The sequence below is a fragment of the Dysgonomonas sp. genome (genome assembly GCF_035323175.1).
Taxonomy (GTDB): domain Bacteria; phylum Bacteroidota; class Bacteroidia; order Bacteroidales; family Dysgonomonadaceae; genus Dysgonomonas.
The window spans coordinates 30,669-51,451 of record NZ_DAOKYH010000004.1; the positions used below are offsets into that span (position 1 = coordinate 30,669).

Annotated in this window: 18 protein-coding genes; 8 read left to right on the plus strand and 10 right to left on the minus strand. The window is 35.6% G+C overall.

Features of this window, described 5'->3' with window-relative positions:
* The first annotated feature begins 10 nt into the window (after positions 1-10).
* The 4 genes from ilvC (at position 11) to PKC55_RS06945 (ending at position 3,572) form a co-directional block, all read left to right on the plus strand.
* On the plus strand, positions 11-1,057 hold the full coding sequence (gene ilvC / locus PKC55_RS06930) for a ketol-acid reductoisomerase (RefSeq protein WP_135106081.1): 1,047 nt from the start codon (positions 11-13) through the stop codon (positions 1,055-1,057).
* Positions 1,058-1,192: 135 nt separating this feature from the next.
* Positions 1,193-1,810 (plus strand): hypothetical protein, encoded by a 618-nt coding sequence (locus PKC55_RS06935; protein WP_252637427.1) that lies wholly within the window; start codon positions 1,193-1,195, stop codon positions 1,808-1,810.
* A 107-nt stretch (positions 1,811-1,917) separates the two neighbouring features.
* Entirely contained in the window at positions 1,918-2,886 is a 969-nt protein-coding gene (locus PKC55_RS06940; protein ID WP_283687461.1) for an alpha/beta hydrolase, read from the plus strand.
* Positions 2,887-3,008: 122 nt separating this feature from the next.
* Positions 3,009-3,572 carry a 30S ribosomal protein S16 gene (locus PKC55_RS06945; protein WP_291130047.1) on the plus strand — a complete coding sequence of 188 codons (564 nt, stop codon included), beginning with the start codon at positions 3,009-3,011 and terminating at the stop codon, positions 3,570-3,572.
* A 66-nt stretch (positions 3,573-3,638) separates the two neighbouring features.
* Here PKC55_RS06945 and PKC55_RS06950 read toward each other — a convergent pair whose 3' ends face one another.
* The 3 genes from PKC55_RS06950 to PKC55_RS06960 all read right to left on the minus strand — a co-directional run bounded on the left by PKC55_RS06950 (position 3,639) and on the right by PKC55_RS06960 (position 6,433).
* Positions 3,639-4,676 (minus strand): glycosyltransferase, encoded by a 1,038-nt coding sequence (locus PKC55_RS06950; RefSeq protein ID WP_283687463.1) that lies wholly within the window; start codon positions 4,674-4,676, stop codon positions 3,639-3,641.
* A gap of 75 nt (positions 4,677-4,751) precedes the next feature.
* Positions 4,752-5,663, minus strand: a complete 912-nt coding sequence (locus PKC55_RS06955) for a dihydroorotate dehydrogenase (RefSeq protein ID WP_283687464.1) — start codon at positions 5,661-5,663, stop codon at positions 4,752-4,754.
* Positions 5,651-6,433: a dihydroorotate dehydrogenase electron transfer subunit gene (locus PKC55_RS06960; RefSeq protein WP_283687465.1), complete on the minus strand. Its 783-nt coding sequence runs from the start codon at positions 6,431-6,433 to the stop codon at positions 5,651-5,653. The genes PKC55_RS06955 and PKC55_RS06960 overlap by 13 nt, the downstream gene beginning before the upstream one ends.
* Positions 6,434-6,729: 296 nt before the next feature.
* On the opposite strand from PKC55_RS06960, the gene tnaA reads away from it, so the two are divergent.
* The gene (gene tnaA, locus PKC55_RS06965) at positions 6,730-8,106 is read left to right on the plus strand and encodes a tryptophanase TnaA (protein WP_291130043.1); all 1,377 of its coding nucleotides are present in this window, start codon (positions 6,730-6,732) and stop codon (positions 8,104-8,106) included.
* A gap of 244 nt (positions 8,107-8,350) precedes the next feature.
* On the opposite strand, the gene PKC55_RS06970 is transcribed toward tnaA, so the two are convergent.
* The gene (locus PKC55_RS06970) at positions 8,351-8,842 is read right to left on the minus strand and encodes a helix-turn-helix domain-containing protein (RefSeq protein WP_291130040.1); all 492 of its coding nucleotides are present in this window, start codon (positions 8,840-8,842) and stop codon (positions 8,351-8,353) included.
* Positions 8,843-9,436: 594 nt separating this feature from the next.
* On the opposite strand from PKC55_RS06970, the gene PKC55_RS06975 reads away from it, so the two are divergent.
* From PKC55_RS06975 to PKC55_RS06985, 3 genes are all read left to right on the plus strand, one after another.
* Complete coding sequence (locus PKC55_RS06975; protein ID WP_291130037.1) at positions 9,437-11,071, plus strand: dipeptidase; 1,635 nt, start codon at positions 9,437-9,439, stop codon at positions 11,069-11,071.
* A 50-nt stretch (positions 11,072-11,121) separates the two neighbouring features.
* The gene (locus PKC55_RS06980) at positions 11,122-12,153 is read left to right on the plus strand and encodes an iron chelate uptake ABC transporter family permease subunit (RefSeq protein ID WP_135106063.1); all 1,032 of its coding nucleotides are present in this window, start codon (positions 11,122-11,124) and stop codon (positions 12,151-12,153) included.
* Between the two features lie 89 nt (positions 12,154-12,242).
* On the plus strand, positions 12,243-13,259 hold the full coding sequence (locus tag PKC55_RS06985; RefSeq protein ID WP_291130031.1) for an ABC transporter ATP-binding protein: 1,017 nt from the start codon (positions 12,243-12,245) through the stop codon (positions 13,257-13,259).
* Positions 13,260-13,262: 3 nt separating this feature from the next.
* Here the strand turns inward: PKC55_RS06985 and rodA are convergent, their stop codons facing one another.
* From rodA to purH, 6 genes are all read right to left on the minus strand, one after another.
* The gene (rodA, locus tag PKC55_RS06990; protein WP_135106059.1) at positions 13,263-14,720 is read right to left on the minus strand and encodes a rod shape-determining protein RodA; all 1,458 of its coding nucleotides are present in this window, start codon (positions 14,718-14,720) and stop codon (positions 13,263-13,265) included.
* Between the two features lie 6 nt (positions 14,721-14,726).
* On the minus strand, positions 14,727-16,703 hold the full coding sequence (mrdA, locus tag PKC55_RS06995; RefSeq protein ID WP_291130029.1) for a penicillin-binding protein 2: 1,977 nt from the start codon (positions 16,701-16,703) through the stop codon (positions 14,727-14,729).
* Positions 16,685-17,179, minus strand: coding sequence for a rod shape-determining protein MreD (mreD, locus tag PKC55_RS07000; RefSeq protein ID WP_228093915.1), 495 nt, complete (start codon positions 17,177-17,179; stop codon positions 16,685-16,687). Before mreD ends, mrdA begins: the two co-directional genes overlap by 19 nt.
* Positions 17,180-17,195: 16 nt before the next feature.
* Positions 17,196-18,056: a rod shape-determining protein MreC gene (gene mreC / locus PKC55_RS07005; RefSeq protein WP_291130026.1), complete on the minus strand. Its 861-nt coding sequence runs from the start codon at positions 18,054-18,056 to the stop codon at positions 17,196-17,198.
* 64 nt (positions 18,057-18,120) lie between these two features.
* Entirely contained in the window at positions 18,121-19,146 is a 1,026-nt protein-coding gene (locus tag PKC55_RS07010) for a rod shape-determining protein (RefSeq protein WP_006843992.1), read from the minus strand.
* Between the two features lie 33 nt (positions 19,147-19,179).
* Complete coding sequence (gene purH / locus PKC55_RS07015; RefSeq protein ID WP_324372423.1) at positions 19,180-20,703, minus strand: bifunctional phosphoribosylaminoimidazolecarboxamide formyltransferase/IMP cyclohydrolase; 1,524 nt, start codon at positions 20,701-20,703, stop codon at positions 19,180-19,182.
* Between the last annotated feature and the right edge of the window lie 80 nt (positions 20,704-20,783).

Here is a 20,783-nt window from a genome sequence, read left to right on the forward strand (position 1 = left end):
AAAACAAATTATGGCAGAAATGAACTTTGGCGGGGTAGTAGAAAAAGTAGTTACCCGTGAAGAATTCCCTTTGGAAAAAGCAAGAGAAGTATTGAAAAATGAAACCATTGCTGTTATCGGTTATGGCGTACAAGGTCCGGGACAAGCATTAAACCTTAGAGATAATGGGTTTAACGTAATCGTAGGACAAAGAAAAGGTGGCAAAACATGGGAAAAAGCAATAGCAGACGGATGGGTTCCGGGCGAAACATTATTTGATATCGAAGAAGCTGCAGCCAAAGGTACTATCATACAATATCTATTGTCAGATGCTGCTCAGATAGAAGTGTGGCCACGTCTTAAGCCTTACCTGACTGCCGGAAAAGCTCTTTACTTTTCTCATGGGTTTGGTATTACATATAAAGAACGTACAGGAATTGTTCCTCCTGCCGACATCGATGTAATTCTTGTTGCTCCAAAAGGTTCAGGAACAAGTCTTCGTCGCATGTTCCTCGAAGGTCGCGGTTTGAATTCAAGCTATGCTATATTCCAGGATGCTACAGGTCGTGCATTCGAAAGAACTGTATCTCTGGGTATTGGCGTTGGTTCGGGATATTTGTTTGAAACAGATTTCAAACGTGAAGTATATTCTGACCTTACAGGTGAGCGTGGTACATTGATGGGTGCTATACAAGGTATCCTGCTTGCTCAATATGAAGTGTTACGTGAAAACGGTCACTCACCGTCCGAAGCATTTAACGAAACTGTAGAAGAGCTTACTCAATCTTTGATGCCTCTATTTGCAGAAAAAGGAATGGACTGGATGTATGCAAATTGTTCTACTACAGCACAACGTGGTGCACTAGACTGGATGGTACCTTTCCATGATGCTACAAAACCTGTATTTGCCAAATTATATTCAGAAGTAGCAAACGGTAATGAAGCACAACGCTCTATCGATACCAACTCTAAACCTGACTATCGTGAAAAACTAGAAGAAGAACTAAAAGCTCTTCGTGAAAGCGAAATGTGGCGTACAGGAGCAGTTGTGAGAAAATTGAGACCAGAAAATAACTAATTATTGATTTCAATATTATACGTATGAAGAGGCTGTTTTTATTCAGCCTCTTTTTATTTATTAGTCTATCTAATCCAAATTCTCTATCTTTGTTTTTTACGATTTATTATTAAGCTTAACACATATTTTAATCACATGAGAAAATTAACGATTTTATCACTTATTATCCTTTCCGCTATTATAACAACCCTTAGTTCCTGTTCGGGCTGTGTAAAACAAGCAACAAAAAAAGTTACAGAAACCGGTATAAATGCTATAGAAGGTGTTGCCGAGGCTGTAGACGAACACGGTGCCCGAGTTGGTGAAAAAGCAACAGATGCAGCAGGAAAACTTGCTGATGGTATAGGAAAAAGCCTAGACAGACAAATGAATGAGCATGCCGAAAAAGTAGCTTCGGTGATGGGTCGTACCTTGGTTCAGACAGTAGAAGGTCTGGATAAAGGAGCTACCGGGCAATATTATGATCCTATTTCATATAATGCAAATATTTGCACAGGTGTAAGTCTCGATTATTTAGGTAAAATCAAGTCTAAAGCTGTAGTAGATGCCTATTTTATCATCCTCGAAAAAGGAATATATAACTGTAAAATAGAGCTTGAAGGAAGTAAAGGGATATTCATTACAAAAGAAACAGAAATAGATAAGCCTGTAACCGAACGGAGATATTCACTTGTCAGCTTTGCTCTAAATATAGAAGAAGAAAAAGAGTTTTCGAATGCAGTTTCTGCAAAAGTAACTATTGTAAAAAAATAAAAAATCAGTATATAAAATGTTATTTATCAATATTTGAGAAAACAACAGTTAATAAGAAGCCGTTAAAAAAGAGGTTAGTAATTGATAATAATTAAATTTTTAAGATTATGAATACCTCGGATTTTTTAAAAGACCCGCATTTGAGTAAAGAAACCAAAGAGTATCTGAAGGTTTTGAATTCCGGTGGAAAACCTGTTGAATCATTACCTGTATCCGATGCTCGTAATGTATTGGTCGATACCCAAGCTGCAATAAAAGTAGATGTTAGTGGTATTGAGGAAACAGAAAAAGTAATATTAGTCGATGAACATGATATAAAACTATATATTGTACGGCCAGAGAAAACTAAAGGGAAACTCCCTGTTTTTATTTTTATACATGGTGGTGGCTGGGTTCTTGGAGATTATCAAACTCATAAACGCCTGGTTCGCGACTTAGTCGTTGAATCAGGATATGCTTGTGTCTTTATTGAATATAGCCGTTCGCCCGAAGCTAAATATCCAATAGCATTGAATGAATGTTATGCTGCCACAAAGTGGGTTGCAGAACATGGCGATGAAATAAATGTAGATGGAAAAAGGTTAGCTATTGTAGGAAATAGCGCAGGAGGAAATATGACTATCGGGACTTGTCTGAAGGCAAAGGATAATAAAGGACCGGATATTAAATGTCAGATTCTATTATGGCCATATTCAGACGCTGGTATAAACACCGAATCATTTAAAAAATATGGAGAAGAAAGATTCCTGACTAAATCTTTAATGATTTGGATGAGAGACAACTACTTGTCAGACAGAACGCAACACGATGATATTTATGTATCCCCTGTACGTACTACAACCAACGAGTTGAAAGGATTGCCTCCTACACTCATCGAAGTTGCCGAAAATGATATATTGAGAGATGCCGGAGAAGAATTAGGGCGCAAGCTTGATGAAGCCGGAGTTGATGTTACCACAGTAAGATTTAACGGAGTTATTCATGATTGGGGTCTATTGAATGGTTATGCAGATCTACCTTCGACCAGAAATATGATAATATTCACGGCAGCTATTCTTAAGAAATATTTAGAATAACCCTTATATAGTTAGTAAGAGAGTAAATAACTCTATATCATTTTTATTGTATAACAAAAACTTATTCTTATCTTTGCACCCGCTAATAACAATTATGTATAATTAAAATTAACTAGAAAGAAATGGCTACAAAGATCCGTTTACAAAGACGAGGACGTAAAGGTTATCCTTTTTATCACATCGTCATTGCAGATAGCAGAGCTCCACGTGATGGAAAATTTATTGAAAAGGTTGGTTCATATAACCCGAACACAAATCCTGCTACAATAACTATAAATTTCGACAGGGCTTTGTACTGGTTACAAGTTGGTGCTCAACCTACCGACACTACTCGTAACATCCTTTCTGAAGAAGGTGTTTTGTTAAAGAAACACTTACTTGGTGGTGTTGCTAAAGGTGCATTTACTGAAGCTGATGCAGAAAGTAAATTTGAAGCATGGAAAGCTGAAAAAGAAAAAGGTACTCAAGCAGCTATCAACAAGAACCAAACAAAAGCTCAGGCAGACGCAAAAGCTCGTTTAGACGCTGAAAAAGCAGCAAACAAAGCAAAAGCTGAAGCTGTAGCTCAAAAGAAAGCAGAAGAAAATGCAGCACAGGCAGAAGCTGAAGCTGAAACAAGTGAAGAAGTAGTAGAAACACCTACTGCTGAAACAGAAGCTCCTGCAGAAGAGAAAAGTGCTGAATAATTTGTTTTAAACAGCATAAAAAAGGCATCCGATTGGATGCCTTTTCTTTTTTATAACAGATAGATATTATTTTTCATCCAACTTTATTTTATTCATTGCTTGCTTAATATAGTAACCTGACTCTATCTGTAAGCTGAGTTTTATTGTATTTCGCTTCATCTCATTATATTCCTCTTTTGTAAGAGACAATAAACGCGGCTTTATTTCTGATAATGAATTTATCGAAAAACCAACACCGTGCTCTAAAACAAATGGTGCCATAGCTGCTTGATTCCAAATAATTACAGGTAAATGACAACGAATATATAATGATACTTTGTGAGGATTATTAAATTGTAGATAAGAACCGAAACTACCGGAACAAGTATCAATAGAATCACCATCCCAAACCAGTCCAAAATCACCCGTGATACTACTGATCAGATCATCACTCTGAACAAAACCTTTATAAACAAAGTAAGGATTTTTTAATTCCTGTTCTGTAGGCTCGAAACCTGTACCATAAAGATTGAAAATAAATGAGTCTACATGCTTACTAAATTCGTATAAGAATAAATTTTTACGTCGACTAAGCCCTCCTGCATAATTAACAACATAGTTTTGGTCATCATTGAATCTAAAACTTGAGGTATTTTTGTATTTTGACAGATAATCCCAAATATCAAGAGTCACAGTCTGTCCTTTGTAATTATTCTCTTCCAACCATTTCGCCATACTCTTATTTAAGGCTATAATGTAATCGGAATTATTTAGGAGCGTAATTTCTTTATCTACAGTAAGCTTCTGTCTTCTAAAAGTTCCTAAATCGTGGATAAGTGTAATGATTTTAGTGTTTTTCAAATGAGCAATACCACAAATGAATGCATAATATTTTTTCATCGGATACTGAAGAAATAAAATACCTTTAGATGGCATTCGTATTACCGCTTTTAGTATCCCTGTAATATTTAAAACAAAATCAATGATTTTATTGTTGCTCGAACTTTGTTTCCATCCTATATTCTTAAACCCAATACCTTGTAAAATTAACTCTACATCTGTTTTTGCTTTTCCACCAGCACTCTCTATTCCTTTATAGTTTCTGGATATAAAAACCTTTTTCATAGATTTATGTTAATTCATTTTTACAAAGTTTATATAACTATCTAATCTTAAATTAGAAATATACCAACAATCAGATTATACTTGCAAAGCTCCTATAAGGTCTGTAATGGAATTGATATTATTCTTATCCAGATATTCTTTTATGCCATCTACAACCTTTACAGAAATTGTAGGGTCAATAAAATTATGTGTTCCTATCTGTATAGCAGAAGAGCCTGCAAGGATAAATTCAATGGCATCTTGCCACGATGATATTCCTCCCATACCTATCACGGGAATTTTTACAGCATTGTAAGTCTGCCAAACCATTCTAAGCGCAATAGGCTTCACACATGGGCCGGATAATCCTCCCGTAACAGTAGATAGCACCGGACGTCTTTTATTTATGTCTACAGCCATCCCCAGCAATGTATTGATCAGTGAAACAGCATCAGCACCTTCACCCTCTACAGCTTTTGCGATTTCTGTTATATCAGTTACATTAGGAGACAGCTTTACGATAAGGGTTTTGTTCCATACTTCACGTACAGCTTTTGTTACATCAGCAGCAGAACAAGCAGAAGTGCCGAATGCCATACCCCCTTCTTTTACATTTGGACAGGAAATATTAAGTTCAATAGCAGGTATTTTTTCGAGAGATACCAACTTTTGAGAACATTCTACATAATCTTCTATAGTTGATCCCGAAACATTCACAATAATGTTTGTATCAAAGTCTTTTATCTCGGGGTATATATTTGAAACAAAGTAATCTACGCCTTTATTTTGCAGTCCCACCGCATTAAGCATCCCCGATGGAGTTTCTGCCATACGAGGATAATCGTTCCCCTGCCTTTCGCGAATGGTAGTTCCTTTTACAAAAACACCACCAATTCGCCCCAAGTCCATAAAGTCAGAATATTCCTTTCCATACCCGAAAGTACCGGATGCTGTCATTACCGGATTCTTTAAATGCAGGTTTCCTATATTTATTTTTAGTTTATCCATGTCAAATTTTCTATATTAAATACGGGGCCCTCTGTACATACACAGACATTCCCTTCGCGCGTCTTCTCCACACAACATAAACAGACTCCAAACCCGCATGCCATAAGGTTTTCGAGTGATACTTCACACTCGATTTCATTCATATTGGCATATTTGGCTACAGCCACCATCATAGGCTTAGGACCACAGGTATAAATTTTAGATATTTGAGTATTTTTTAATACAGAGTGATCCGTTACATACCCTTTTTCTCCGAAACTTCCGTCTTCAGTGGTACAATACAATTCACCATATTTTCTGAAATCATCCAATTGGAGTAAATCATTTTTTGATCTTGCACCTAAAAGAAATTTAGGTTTATAGCCTGCTTCCCTGAGACGTGCGCCAAGGAATAACATAGGAGCAGTACCTACACCTCCGCCAATAAGAAGAAGTTCTTGCTCCGGATTCGAAGTAGGAACTGTAAATGTATTACCTAACGGTAATAGAAGGTTTACAATATCACCCTGTTTGTACTCACACATTTTCTTGGTTCCATCACCTACAGCCTGAACGAGTAGCCATAATTCGTTTTTTTGCTTATCCACAAAGTTTACCGAAATAGGACGTCTAAGATAAGTTGAGGGAGATCCATCAACTCTCACTTCTACAAATTGCCCGGGATGCATTTCGGTTAAGGGAGTGTTATCTGTTGTGGTGAGCTTAATGAGGCTATAGTTTTGGTTTAGTTGCTCATTTTGAGTAACAACTAAATCCATCATTTTTTTCATTAACCTATTATTTAGAGATAAATATTTCCTGAGTTATTTCGAGTACAAAGTTAATAAAGTTTGACTTTATAATAAAATTAGGAAAGACTTTAATTTATTCACAAGTTTTACTACCTTTATGTCAAACATATTACACTAATACAAGCATATATTGTATGAAAAACAATCCAAAAGCACATCATTATTGCTATTAAAATATCATTTTGAAATAAGAGGTTTATAATCTGTTCTTCTTTTATTCATAGTGATTATCTATATCAAGCATTTGTCTAACATACATCTAAACATCAATAATTATGGAATTGCCTTTTGCCGAACCTTGGAAGATCAAAATGATCGAACCTATCCATAAAAGCACACGGGAAGAACGTGAACAATGGCTGAAAAATGCTAAATACAATATGTTTAAGTTAAGATCGGAACAAGTGTATATAGACCTGATAACAGACTCTGGAACAGGGGCTATGAGTGACAGGCAATGGGCTGGCATGATGGTTGGAGACGAGAGCTATGCAGGAGCGTCTTCATATTACAAAATGAAAGATATGATAACGCATATTACAGGATTTGAATATGTTCTGCCTACACATCAGGGACGTGCTGCTGAGAATGTTTTATTTTCTTGTCTAATCAAAGAAGGAGACGTATGCCCGGGTAATTCGCATTTCGATACAACAAAAGGTCACATAGAATCCAGAAAGGCCATTGCGATAGATTGTACGATAGATGATGCTAAAGACACTCAACTTGAAATTCCATTCAAAGGGAATGTTGATATCAAAAAACTTGAAGAAGCACTGAAAAAGTATGGAGATCGTACACCCTTTATCATTATAACCATAACAAATAATACGGCAGGTGGACAACCTGTATCTATGCAGAATTTGCAGGAAACACGTATGATTGCAAATAAATATGCTAAAAAAGTAATATTTGACTCAGCCAGATTTGCTGAGAATGCATATTTTATCAAGAAACGAGAGAAAGGTTACGAAAACAAGACTATAAAAGAGATCTGCGACGAAATGTTCTCATATGCCGATGCTATGACGATGAGCGCGAAGAAAGATGCTATTGTTAATATGGGAGGATTCTTTGCTACAAACCTGAAAGAATGGTATGATGTAGCCAAAATAAAAGGAATTGCCTATGAGGGATATATTACTTATGGAGGTATGAGTGGACGTGATATGAATGCTTTGGCTATAGGGTTGGATGAAAATACAGAGTTTGATAGTCTCGAAAGCAGAATAAAACAAGTTGAATATCTTGGTAAGAAGCTTGATGAATATAATATCCCATATCAACGTCCGGCAGGAGGACATGCAATCTTTGTAGATGCGTCGAAAGTATTGCCAAACATACCTAAAGAAGAGTTTCCGGCACAAACATTAGCTGTAGAATTATATCTTGAAGCGGGTATCAGAGGTTGTGAGATCGGTTATCTATTAGCAGACCGAGACCCTGTAACCCGGAAAAATCGTTTCGATGGGCTCGATTTACTACGGTTAGCCATACCACGGCGTGTTTATACAGACAATCATATGAATGTAATAGCAGTAGCCTTAAAAAATATATTCGATCGTAGAGAATCGATTACAAAAGGACTAACGATTACTTGGGAAGCTGATTTATTAAGACATTTTACAGTCGAACTTAAAAGGGTAAAATAGGAATATAATTATAGTATATAAGACAAAGAAACCTCTCGGAATATAAGAATTCGAGAGGTTTTTATTTTTTATGGAGAATTTTATCTTATACAAAAGTGTTCTTTGATATATTTTTGAATATATAAGAAGTTACATTAGTAATAAGTAATAAAAGTGCCATTTTTGTTACTTATTAAAGATAAACATATGTATACTAATTAATTACATTAAAAATACTGTATCGAATAAATAGAAAAGTAGATATTTATAATGGCTTGTTATCAGCATTAAATGTTTCGAAAGTATTATCCGAATAATATATAATTATTTTAGTTACTTTCCGCTCAGGTGCTTTTTGATATATAACAGATTGTTTTACAACGTCTTCATCTGATTTTTGAGGTTTCTCAACTATTATTTCCTTGCGATATTCTGGTTCAGGTTTATCGGATAGCTGAGATATTTCATTCAGAGAGAATAAATCGGGCTGAAGATTAGAATTTACCGGTATAGTTGATGTAGCGAGATGTGATTTTTCTCTATTATCGGTTTTATACATTTTACCATTTCCGGTTAATAACCAATCCGAATCGATATAATCCATTTTTGATAGTATACGAGATACAACATCCAAACTAGGATTATTACGTCCATTCAGTATATGAGATATAACAGCACGTCCTAATTGTAACTTATCTGCAAAAGCTGATGGCGTTAAGTGCTCATTATCCATTATAAGCTTGATTCTATCCTTCATATTTTTGTATATTATCAGAACACAAATGTAAACTTTATATTTTACAAATGGAAAATGTTTTGGTTTATATTTGTAAATTACATTTGGATACAATGATATACTTTTGTTTTATGTATATGTGTATACAATTGAATATAGCATAAATAAACACTTCATAATAAATATATAATAAACTAATTAGTATGTAAATAAATTAATAAAATACCCTATTTAGAGGCGGTATTATTGTATATAATGAATTATGGCTAATATATCTAAATTATTACTTTATTTTATTTAAATAATTATCTGATATATATAATATTATGATATATTTATTCAAGGATTTTAATATTTTACAATTGTTTATTAAATGATCTATAGACAAGTTATATTCAAATGTAAACATTACTACATTTGAGAATTTTTGTAATCATATGTTACAATATTAGCTTTGATAAGCTGTGGAACATTTGTAAACAGTTCTATAATTTACAAATGTTACAAGAAAGAAATACATTATGAAATACATCTTTATTAAAATGATACAATCATATCGCAGGAATAAATTAATTGAAGTATCTTTACGCTTATATAACAATAATTTATAATTCTATGAGGAAAATATCATTATTCATGTTATTTTGTTTTCTCTGCGAGATTCACATATTTGCTTGCACAAATTTTTTAGTTGGCAAATATGCGTCTGTCGATGGGTCAACAATGATAACATATTCGGCAGATTCTTACGCTCTATTTGGAGAGTTGTACCATTGGCCAGCCAAAAAATACTCACAAGGAGAAATGCTAAAAGTATATGAATGGGATTCCGGAAAATATTTAGGAGAAATAGCACAAGCTAGCCAAACATATAATGTAGTTGGTAACATGAACGAGTATCAAGTGACAATAGGCGAAACAACTTTTGGCGGACGTGAAGAATTGGCTGATCCGGATGGTATCATCGACTATGGAAGTCTTATATATATCACATTGCAACGAGCCAAGACAGCAAGAGAAGCTATTAAAATAATGACCGACCTTGTTGCTGAATATGGCTACTATAGCGGAGGAGAGTCATTCTCGATAGGTGACCCGAATGAAATATGGGTTTTGGAGATGATTGGTAAAGGTAAGGGTAACAAAGGAGCTGTTTGGGTAGCTGTACGCATACCTGACGACTGCATTTCGGCCCATGCAAACCAATCTCGTATACATCAATTTCCTCTAAAAGATCCCAAAAATTGCCTTTACTCAAAAGATGTTATTTCTTTTGCCCGTGAGAAAGGTTATTATACTGGTAAAGATGAAGGCTTTAGCTTTTCTAAGGCATATAATCCCCTGGATTTTGGAGGTCAGCGTTTTTGTGAAGCTCGCGTTTGGAGTTTCTTCAACAAATGCAATAAAGACATGGCTAAGTTTGTGACCTATGCACAAGGAAAAACTCAGGAACCAATGCCTCTTTATATCAAACCAGATAAGAAATTATCTCTTGCTGATATACAAGGGATGATGAGAGACCATTATGAAGGAACTGAATTAGATTGGACTAACGATATTGGAGCCGGTCCTTTCAAATCTCCATATCGCTGGGCTCCACTTACTTGGAAAGTAGATTCTGTAGAATACTGTAACGAACGCCCTATTGCAACTCAACAATCAGGTTTTGTGTTTACATCTCAGATGCGTTCATGGCTACCAAATTCAATCGGTGGAGTATTATGGTTTGGAACAGATGATGCTGCTCAAACTGTGTTTACACCAATGTATTGTTCTGTAACAGAGGTACCTGAATGTTATCGTGAAGGTAATGGTGATTTGTATACATTCTCTTGGACATCAAGCTTTTGGATTCAAAATTGGGTGTCAAATATGGTATATAATAAATACGATTATATGCATCCTGATTTGAAAAAGATACAGGATGAATTAGAAGGAAAGTTCTTAGCTGAACAAAATAGTACTGAAAAGGAGGCATTAGAATTATATAAGAAATCGCCCGAACAAGCAGTTCAATTCTTAACTAAATATAGTGAGAAGCAAGCACAGTATGCTTTTGAAAAATGGAAAAAACTAGGGGAGTTCTTAGTCATCAAATATATGGATGGTGTTGTCCGCAAAGAAAAAGATGGTGAGTTTATCCGTAATGAACATGGAAAACCATCTTCGCCACAGCGAGTAGGATATCCTAAAGATTTCTATGAGCGGGTAGTGAAGGAAACCGGAGATAAATATAAAGTTCTTTATTAAATATTCAAGCCCCTCCTACAACGAGGGGCTATTTTATACATTCAGTACTTATGTCCAAAGGATTTACATATAGTATTTTATTCGTTATAAGTATATTTATACTATTTGTTTTAAGTCTATTTCTAGGCTCTGTATCAATACCGTCGCAAGCTGTCTTTCAAATATTGCAAGGAAATGAAGTTGAGAAACAAGCTTGGACCTATATTATACTCGAATCTCGCTTACCTCAGGCAATCACGGCTCTATTTACTGGAGGAGCAATTGCTGTTTCGGGTTTGTTGCTGCAAACAGCATTTCGCAATCCTCTGGCTGATGCGGGAATATTAGGTATCAGTTCGGGTGCAAACATGGGAGTAGCAATAGTAATTCTTTTAATAGGAAATAGCTTCGGATCGGTAAATGGATTTAATTTGTCTTACTCAATGACTATCGTTTTTGGTGCTTTCATTGGTGCAGCTATTATTTTAGCTATCATCATGGGATTCGCATCTATTATCAAAAATAATGTTATGTTACTGATCATTGGTATAATGGTTGGTTATCTTACATCTTCTATTATATCTATTTTGAAGTTCTGGAGTACTAGCGAAGATGCATATTCGTTCATGATATGGGGTATGGGAGATTTTTCGGGAGTATCAAAGGAGCAATTGCCTTTTTATTGCATCGTTGTCTGTGTTAGCTTACTCCTTTCTATCCTACTAATCAAGCCCTTAAATGCTCTACTGTTAGGAGAAAGATATGCAGCAAACTTAGGTGTAAATATAAAATTTATTCGCTTTCTACTCTTACTCTGTGCAGGACTGATCACTGCAATAACTTGTGCATTCTGTGGTCCTATAGCATTTATCGGACTAGCAGTTCCACATATAGCCAGATTAATATTGGGAACATCAAACCATAAATCATTATTGCCTATTACCATACTAATTGGTTCGGCAATGGCTTTGCTTTGCAATTTGATATGCGTATTACCGGGGGCCAGTGGAGTACTACCATTAAATGCTATCACTCCTATTTTTGGAGCACCTGTAATTATATATGTAATTCTTAATCAGAAAAAAATACAATATTTCCATTAAGTTTACAAATTAAAAAACTGAATATCAAATAGTTTACTTATGTAAATTAAATATTACTCACTTTTTTGAATACACTGTAGTGATTACTTATGAATAATGCAGAAGTAGTAATTAAGGCTCAAAATATTGGTATTGGCTATGCCAAATCTAAGCATAATAATATTCTTTATAACAACCTGTCATTCAATTTATATAGAGGAGAACTTGTTTGTCTGATAGGAGCTAACGGTGCCGGAAAATCGACACTATTACGAACAATTAGTGCATCACAACCAACGCAAGGAGGCGATGTACTTTTCGAGGATCAAAGCATCTCATCTTTATCAGAAAAAGAATTATCACAACGATTAGGCCTAGTCTTAACTGATAAAACTTCTGCCGGAGGATTACTTGTCAAAGAACTTATTGAGCTGGGACGTTATCCTTACACCGGATTTTTCGGTCAATTATCAGAGAATGATAAATCAATTGTTCAGAAAGCAATGGAAGATGTAGGGATAGCACATAAGGCTAATTCTTATATAGCTGAATTGTCTGACGGAGAGCGGCAAAAAGCTATGATAGCCAAAGCTTTATCGCAAGAGTGCCCTGTCGTTTTGCTGGATGAACCTACAGCTTTTCTAGATATTGAAAGCCGTATAGAGATTATGAATTTGCTCCATAATCTGGCAATGTATCAAAATAAGACAATATTATTATCAACACATGACATTGATATGGCCTTGCTCCTAGCCGACCGTCTTTGGCTATTATCAAGAGAAAAGGGGTTGACTACAGGAGTAACTGAAGACATCGTATTGTCAGGTACATTAGATGATTTCTTTAAAAGAGACAATGTTGTATTCGACAGATATACAGGCAATTTCTTACCGAGAAGAGCCAACAATAGAAAGGTCTATCTTAAAGCAGATGGAATATTACACCACTGGACAAAAAACATATTAGAAAGAAACGGATTCTCATTAACTAAGGATTTGAATGATGCTATATTCCGAATTGAAGTTCAATCGTCTGAACAAGTTATACTTGAGTATAATACAATAAAAATAGAAATTAGTAGCTACGAACAGTTAGCTTCATTTTTGAGAAAGCACAAAACACTATAATTTCTATCTACGTTTTCTTGCCATATCAATACGTAGAAATATAAATAGAAGGATTGTAAATCCCCACAAAGAAGAACCTCCATAACTAAAGAAAGGTAAAGGGATTCCTATCACAGGGGTTAAACCTGTTACCATTCCTATATTTATCATCACATGGAAGAGGAAAATACAAGCAACACAATAGCCATATACTCTTCCGAAAGTACTTTTTTGACGCTCTGCCAGATAGAATAAACGTAGAATCAATGCTAAAAATAATAAAAGAACAAACACCGATCCGGCAAATCCTTGTTCCTCTCCTACTGTGCAGAATATGAAGTCAGTATCTTGCTCGGGAACGTATTTCAATTTAGTCTGAGTACCATTTAAATATCCTTTTCCTAAAAGCCCTCCTGAGCCTATTGCAATCTTAGATTGATTCACATTATACCCCGCTCCCATTAGGTCATCTTCCATCCCCAAAGTAACTTTTATGCGCATCTGCTGGTGAGGTTGCATAACATCAGAGAAAAGGTAATCTATTGAGCTGACGAATATAAGGCTGCTAATAGCAAAAACGGCTGTCAGAAAATATACTTTCGACCAATATTTCTTCGCCAGAACCAAAAGATATACTACAAGTACACCAAGAGCGATTAGTGAAATAATTCCAAAATCAATATTTACATTCAGTAGCGAAATCAGATATGGAATTCCAAATAACGCCAGCATTCCCAATATAATATTACGAGCTGCTACTTTATCTTGTCTATAACTTACCAATAATGCGGCACAGATCAGTATAACTAAAATTATAGTAACAAACTCACCTGTAGATATTATACCTATATCTGTATCCGAATATTTGAGTCCAATTACAAAAAATGCAATGGCTGATATTCCCAAGAACAAAATAATTCCGGGCAGTCCCTCTCTATATAACATTAATATGAAGACTGTATATACAAGCGCAGATCCTGTCTCTTTCTGCATGATGATCAGCAACATAGGGAGAAGAATAAGTCCCGCTACTGTTATCAGATTTTTAGGGGTGAGTAATTTAAAGTTATAGGTGCTCAGCAACTTTGCCAGAGCTAAAGCTACTGCAAATTTAGCAAATTCGGCAGGCTGTATTTGCACCGAATCAGTTATTTTGAGCCACGATCTAGACCCTCTGATGTCTGTGGATAGAAATATAGTAGCTATAAGAAGTAATATAAAAGCTATATAAATATAATAAGCCAATATATCGTATAAGTTGCTATCCAGTTTTAATATTATGAAACCCAGAACAATTGATGTACCAATCCAAACCAATTGCATACCGGCTCTACCCGATATATCAAACATGCTGGTAGTGCTTCCGTATTGATAACTAGCTCCATATATACTGAGCCATCCGCACAATACCATAATCAGATATAATGCGATTGTAAACCAGTCTATACTGCTTTTTATATGTTCATCTTCTCTTCTGTACATTCCTTATTATTGATTTTCAGCAGGGTTTAATGAAAATGGTTCTATAGATGTTTCATCTACTGCACCATCTGTATTTGATACCGCAGGCTGAGAAAACTCATCATACTTCTTATTAGCCCTATTCCAATTAAAAAATGTTTGGGGCAAAATTGTCGTTGTTGCAATTCTTTCTTCAATATATTTATCAGAAGCTGGCACTTCTCCTTTCAAGTACTTCTGAATCATCAGACGTCCGATAGGAACAGCAAATGTAGCGCCAAATCCTGCATTTTCAACAATAACACAAATAGCCACCTTCGGATTATCTTTAGGAGCAAAACCCATAAATAATGAGTGATCTTTACCATGTGGATTTTCGGCTGTACCAGTTTTGCCACAAACCTCAATATCAGGTATATTAGCTCCTCTACATGTACCGCCTGTAACAGCAAGAGCCATCCCCTCTACTACATACTGATAGTATTCTTTTTTTATTCCGGTATAGTGAGGATGTGTATATATACTGTCTAAAGGCGTATCTTGTATCTGACGCACAACATGTGGCGCATAGTAGAATCCTCTGTTAGAGATACTTGCGGCAAAGTTTGCTATTTGCAAAGGGGTAGCTGTTATTTCCCCCTGACCTATTGCTATAGAAATAACATTGGAAGCGCTCCAATTCTCTCTTTTAAAAGCTCTGCTATAGAAATTGGCATTAGGAATAAAACCTCTCTTCTCAGAAGGTAAATCTACACCTAAGCGATAACCAAATCCCATATCTACCATATGATCTTTCCAAATATCAAAAGCTTCAACAGTGCTTTTATACTTTTTTCTGTTTCCTAACATCGCAGATAATCCATAACAAAAATATGAGTTACAAGAAGTTGCAATAGCAGGAACTAATGACAGTGGTGAACCATGAGGGTGACATTTGGGACGACCACCCAGTGGCGGATACCCTCCTGCACACGCATATAATGTATTGGAAGTAATAATGTCTTCTTGAAGGAAAATCAATCCTTGTGTTGGTTTAAAAGTAGATCCGGGAGGATACATTCCTTGTATAGCCCTATTAAATAATGGTTTAAGAGGGTTATCTTCCAGTTCTTTATAGCTCTTACTAAAGTTACGACCCAGCAGCATAGAAGGATCATAAGTGGGAGATGTAACCAAGCATAATATCTCTCCGGTCGAAGGTTCGATCATAACAACACATCCAACTTTATTTTGAAGAAGATACTCTCCATATGCTTGTAGATCTATATCTACAGAAAGTGTTAGATTTTTTCCCGATACGGGTGATTTGTCAAACTTTCCATTTTCATATCGCCCTTGAATACGTCCATGAGCGTCTCTTAATAAAACCTCAATACCTTTTTCTCCCCTAAGATAGTTTTCATAAGATGCTTCAAGCCCGGATTTTCCACCATAATCACCTCTTACATAGTAAGGATCATTCTCCAGTTGACTTCTGCTTACTTCTGCTACGTATCCCAGCAATAAGCCTGCATTATGATAGTTATACTGCCGCAATGTCCTATTCTGAATAAAGAAACCGGGAAATTTATACAATTTCTCTTGTAATAAACCACTCTCTTGGGTTGTAAGTTGAGTCATAAACGTTTGCATTGTATATGACGAATATCCGGGATTCAATCGACGATCTTTTATGTCGTTCATGCGTTTATCAAACTGCTCCCTGGTTATATTCAATGACTTACAAAAATCTAGGGTATCAAAAGGCTGTACCTCACGCGGTATGTATACTATATCATATGTAGGCTGGTTATATACAAGTATCCGATCTTTTCTATCAGAAATGACTCCTCTTGCCGGATATAATGTCCTGTTGAAGAATGCATTTCCATCTGCAAAATCCTTATATTCAGGATTAAGCACTTGTAAATTAAAAAGTTGAATTATATATATAAGAATTATGCCACAGGCTATTCCGCCTAGTACATATTTTCTTTTAGATAGGTCTAAGATGTTTTTTGCCATGAGTTTTTCTTCTTAAAAGATAAACCTTCAAATGCAAACACCAATAATGATGTTAGTAAAGTAGACAAAAGAATTCGTTGCAAAAGTATTTCCAAATTGAAATATGAAAAAGATTCAATCGAGATTAGTACAATATGGTGAATCAGTGTCAAAAATATAGCATATCTTATAAATGCACCTCCTAATAAAGACAATCTCGGGGTTTGCTCATCATAATCGTCAACCATAAAGAATAACTTCTGCACAGGCCAGCGAACAAGCCCCACAAAAGTAGAAGCTGCAGCGTTTATTCCCGGCGTATTACAGAAAAGATCAATAACAAATCCGATTAAGAAGCTTAAAAAGATAACTAAACTTTTATTAGAGCGGATAGGCAGTTTTATTATAAAATATACATACGCAAAAGGGACTCCATATCCGAGAAATGAAATCCGATTTAGTACCAATACTTGTAATAATACAAGCAGTACAAACATTATTATATACTTTATATTACTGCTCTTGAACATTTTTTATTTTTTGCTCCAATTCTTTCCTCTCATCATCTTTTCCACTCAGTAAAAGAACTCTTTTCAATGATCCAAAATCTGTTGATAATTTGATCTTTAAAGAATAGAAATTATCATTCGTTCCACTTTTATAGTCTTCGATTACACCTACAAATATACCCTCAGGGAAGATATCAGAAAAACCACTCGTTACAATAGTGTCACCTTTCTCTACCTTCTCATATTTAGGATATTCAGTAAGGCTTGCATATCGAGGATCTCCACCTTCCCAAACTAAAGTTCCTGCTGTATTAGAGTTTAATATCTTACAACTAAATCTACTATGAGGATTTAATACAGGCTGAACTACAGCGTAATTTAAAGTAGCATCCCTAACAACACCAACTATACCTTGTTGAGAAACTACCCCCATATCAGTCTGTACTCCATCTTTCTTCCCTTTATTTATTATAATAAAGTTATAAATCTGTGATATAGTGTTATTTTCTACACGGGCTATAATATGCGGCTCTTTTTGTCTAGAGCCCAGAGAGTCGGTAATAAATGCATTTGTCTTTAAGGAATCATTCTCAAGATCATAAATATAGTCCTTCAATTCTGCAATTTGAGACTGTAAATCTGCATTTTTCAGTAATAACTCCTCATTCTCCGATCTTAATCCAAAATAAGACAGCACGTTTCCTGAAATAGTATAAACTCTTCCAGTAAATTCATTGGAAGAGTTAAAAAATATACTCTTTTGATAAGAGTTGCTACTGAATATAAAATAAAAACAGATTATTTCAAGGAAAATAAACACAAACCAATGGCTATTTTTTCTTAAAAAATTGATTAGGTTATGCATTCTCTGTAATTATCTATATTAAAATAGTTATGATTCGCGATTTGTTCAGAAATCACTTCTCTTTTTATCTCATCAAGAAGTTAAACTTCTCTATATTCTTTAGGGCTATACCAGTACCTTTGGCAACAGCATGCAACGGATCTTCTGCTACATGGAATGCGATACCGATTCTATCAGAGAAACGTTTGCTCAAACCTCTCAGCAATGCGCCACCACCTGTAAGGTATATACCATTGCGAACAATGTCAGCATACAACTCCGGCGGTGTTTGTTCTAAAGCACTTAGGATAGCCGAATCCATTTTAGAAATAGATTTATCGAGACAGTGAGCCATTTCCTGATATGATACAGGAATATCCATAGGCAAAGATGTCATTCTATTTGGGCCATGAACAATAAAGTCTTCAGGCACATCCTCATCAGGTAATTCAGTCAAAGCAGCACCAACTGCTATTTTAATATTTTCTGCTGTCCGCTCTCCTACTTTGATATTATGTTGACGTCCCATATACTCCTGAATATCTTCAGTAAGATCATCACCTGCAATCTTTATTGATTTATTTGACACAATACCTCCAAGAGAAATTACAGCAATTTCTGTTGTACCACCGCCTATATCAACGATCATGTTTCCTTCCGGTGCTTCCACATCAAGACCAATACCAAGTGCCGCAGCCATCGGCTCATATATCATATAAACATCGCGACCTCCGGCATGTTCTGCGGAGTCTCTGATCGCACGGGTTTCAACCTCAGTACTTCCGGATGGGATACAAATAACGATTCTTAATGACGGAGCAAATAAACGTCCTTTGTTATTGAACATTTTTATCAGTCCGCGAATCATTTGTTCCGCAGCCGTAAAGTCAGCAATCACACCATCTTTCAACGGTCTGATTGTTCTTATGTCCTCATGGGTTTTGCCATGCATCTGTCGGGCTTGTTCTCCAACAGCTATGACTTTCCCTGTTTTACGTTCCAAAGCCACTACTGATGGCTGATCGACAACTATTTTGTCGTTATGTATGATGATAGTATTGGCAGTGCCAAGGTCCATCGCAATTTCCTGAGTAAAAGAGAATAATCCCATATTGATGTTATATTTGCTTATTTACAATTACATTTAATGTTTAAAATGACGCACTCCCGTCATAACCATAGATATATTGTGTTCGTTACAATATTCTACTGATAGGTTATCTTTTATAGATCCTCCCGGTTGAACCACAGCTGTGATACCTGCATTTCCTGCGATCTCGACACAGTCGGGAAAAGGGAAAAAGGCATCAGAAGCCATTACAGCACCATCAAGCTTAAAGCCAAAAGCATCGGCCTTTTCTATCGCTTGCTTGAGAGCGTCAACACGAGATGTTTGTCCTGTACCACCTGCACAAAGTTGCTTATTTTTAACCAGAATAATAGCATTCGACTTCGTATGTTTTACAAGCTTATTCGCAAATAGCAAATCTTCAGCTTCAGTTCCTTGTAAAGGTCTGTTTGTAACAAGTTTCAAATCTGAAGCAGCTTGTATACTAAGGTCTTTATCCTGAACCAAAACACCATTCAGTAATGAACGGAATTGTTTAGTTCCCTCTAAAGGCTGTTTTTGCACCAGAATAATACGATTCTTCTTTTGTTCTAGTATTTCTAAAGCCTCTTTATCATATTCGGGAGCAATTACAATCTCAAAGAAAATGGTATTTATTTCTTCAGCTGCTACCTTATCTATTTTTCTATTACTTATAATAATTCCACCGAAAGCGGAAACAGGATCTCCAGCCAATGCATCTTTCCATGCTTCAACTACTGTTTCTCTCGAAGCTATACCACAAGCATTATTATGTTTCAATATAGCTACAGTGGTTTCGTCAAACTCACTGATCAAACTTATTGCAGCTTCGATATCTAACAAGTTATTGTAAGAAATTTCACGTCCGTGTAATTGATCGAACATCGCATTGAAATCTCCGTAAAAAGTTCCTTTCTGATGCGGATTTTCTCCATATCTGAGGTGCATTGCATCATCTTCTGCGTAGCGAAATGCCGATCCTTCATAATTATCCATATAATTAAAGATCGCAGTATCGTATGATGATGATACGGAGAACGCTTCTTTTGCAAAGAATTTACGATCTGTAATATCTGATTTTCCACCTTTTTCTTCCAAAAGACTCATTAAAGGAGCATATTGATTCTTTGAAGCTACAATTACTACATCTTTAAAGTTTTTTGCAGCCGCGCGAATCAATGAAATACCGCCAATATCTATTTTTTCAACTATATCTTGTTCTCCTGCTCCTGAAGCAACAGTTTCTTCAAAAGGATATAAATCTACAATAACGAGGTCAATCTCTTGTATATCATACGCTTTTATTTGCTTCATATCTTCCGAAAGTTCTCTACGACAGAGTATACCTCCGAATATTTTAGGGTGTAATGTTTTAACTCGTCCACCCAAAATCGAGGGGTATCCTGTTACATCTTCCACAGCATCACAAGCGAAGCCTAGCGACTCTATAAAATTTCGGGTTCCACCTGTCGACACAAAGCGAACTCCCAAACTATCTAACTTTCTCAAAATTTCATCTAAGCCATCTTTATGATAAACTGAGACTAATGCGGTTTTAATTTTTTTCTCTAAAGACATGGTGTGTTAATATCCTTTTTTAGGGATACAAAGTTAAAAAAACTATTAGTATTACTTACCCTTTTTAGTATAATTTTTGA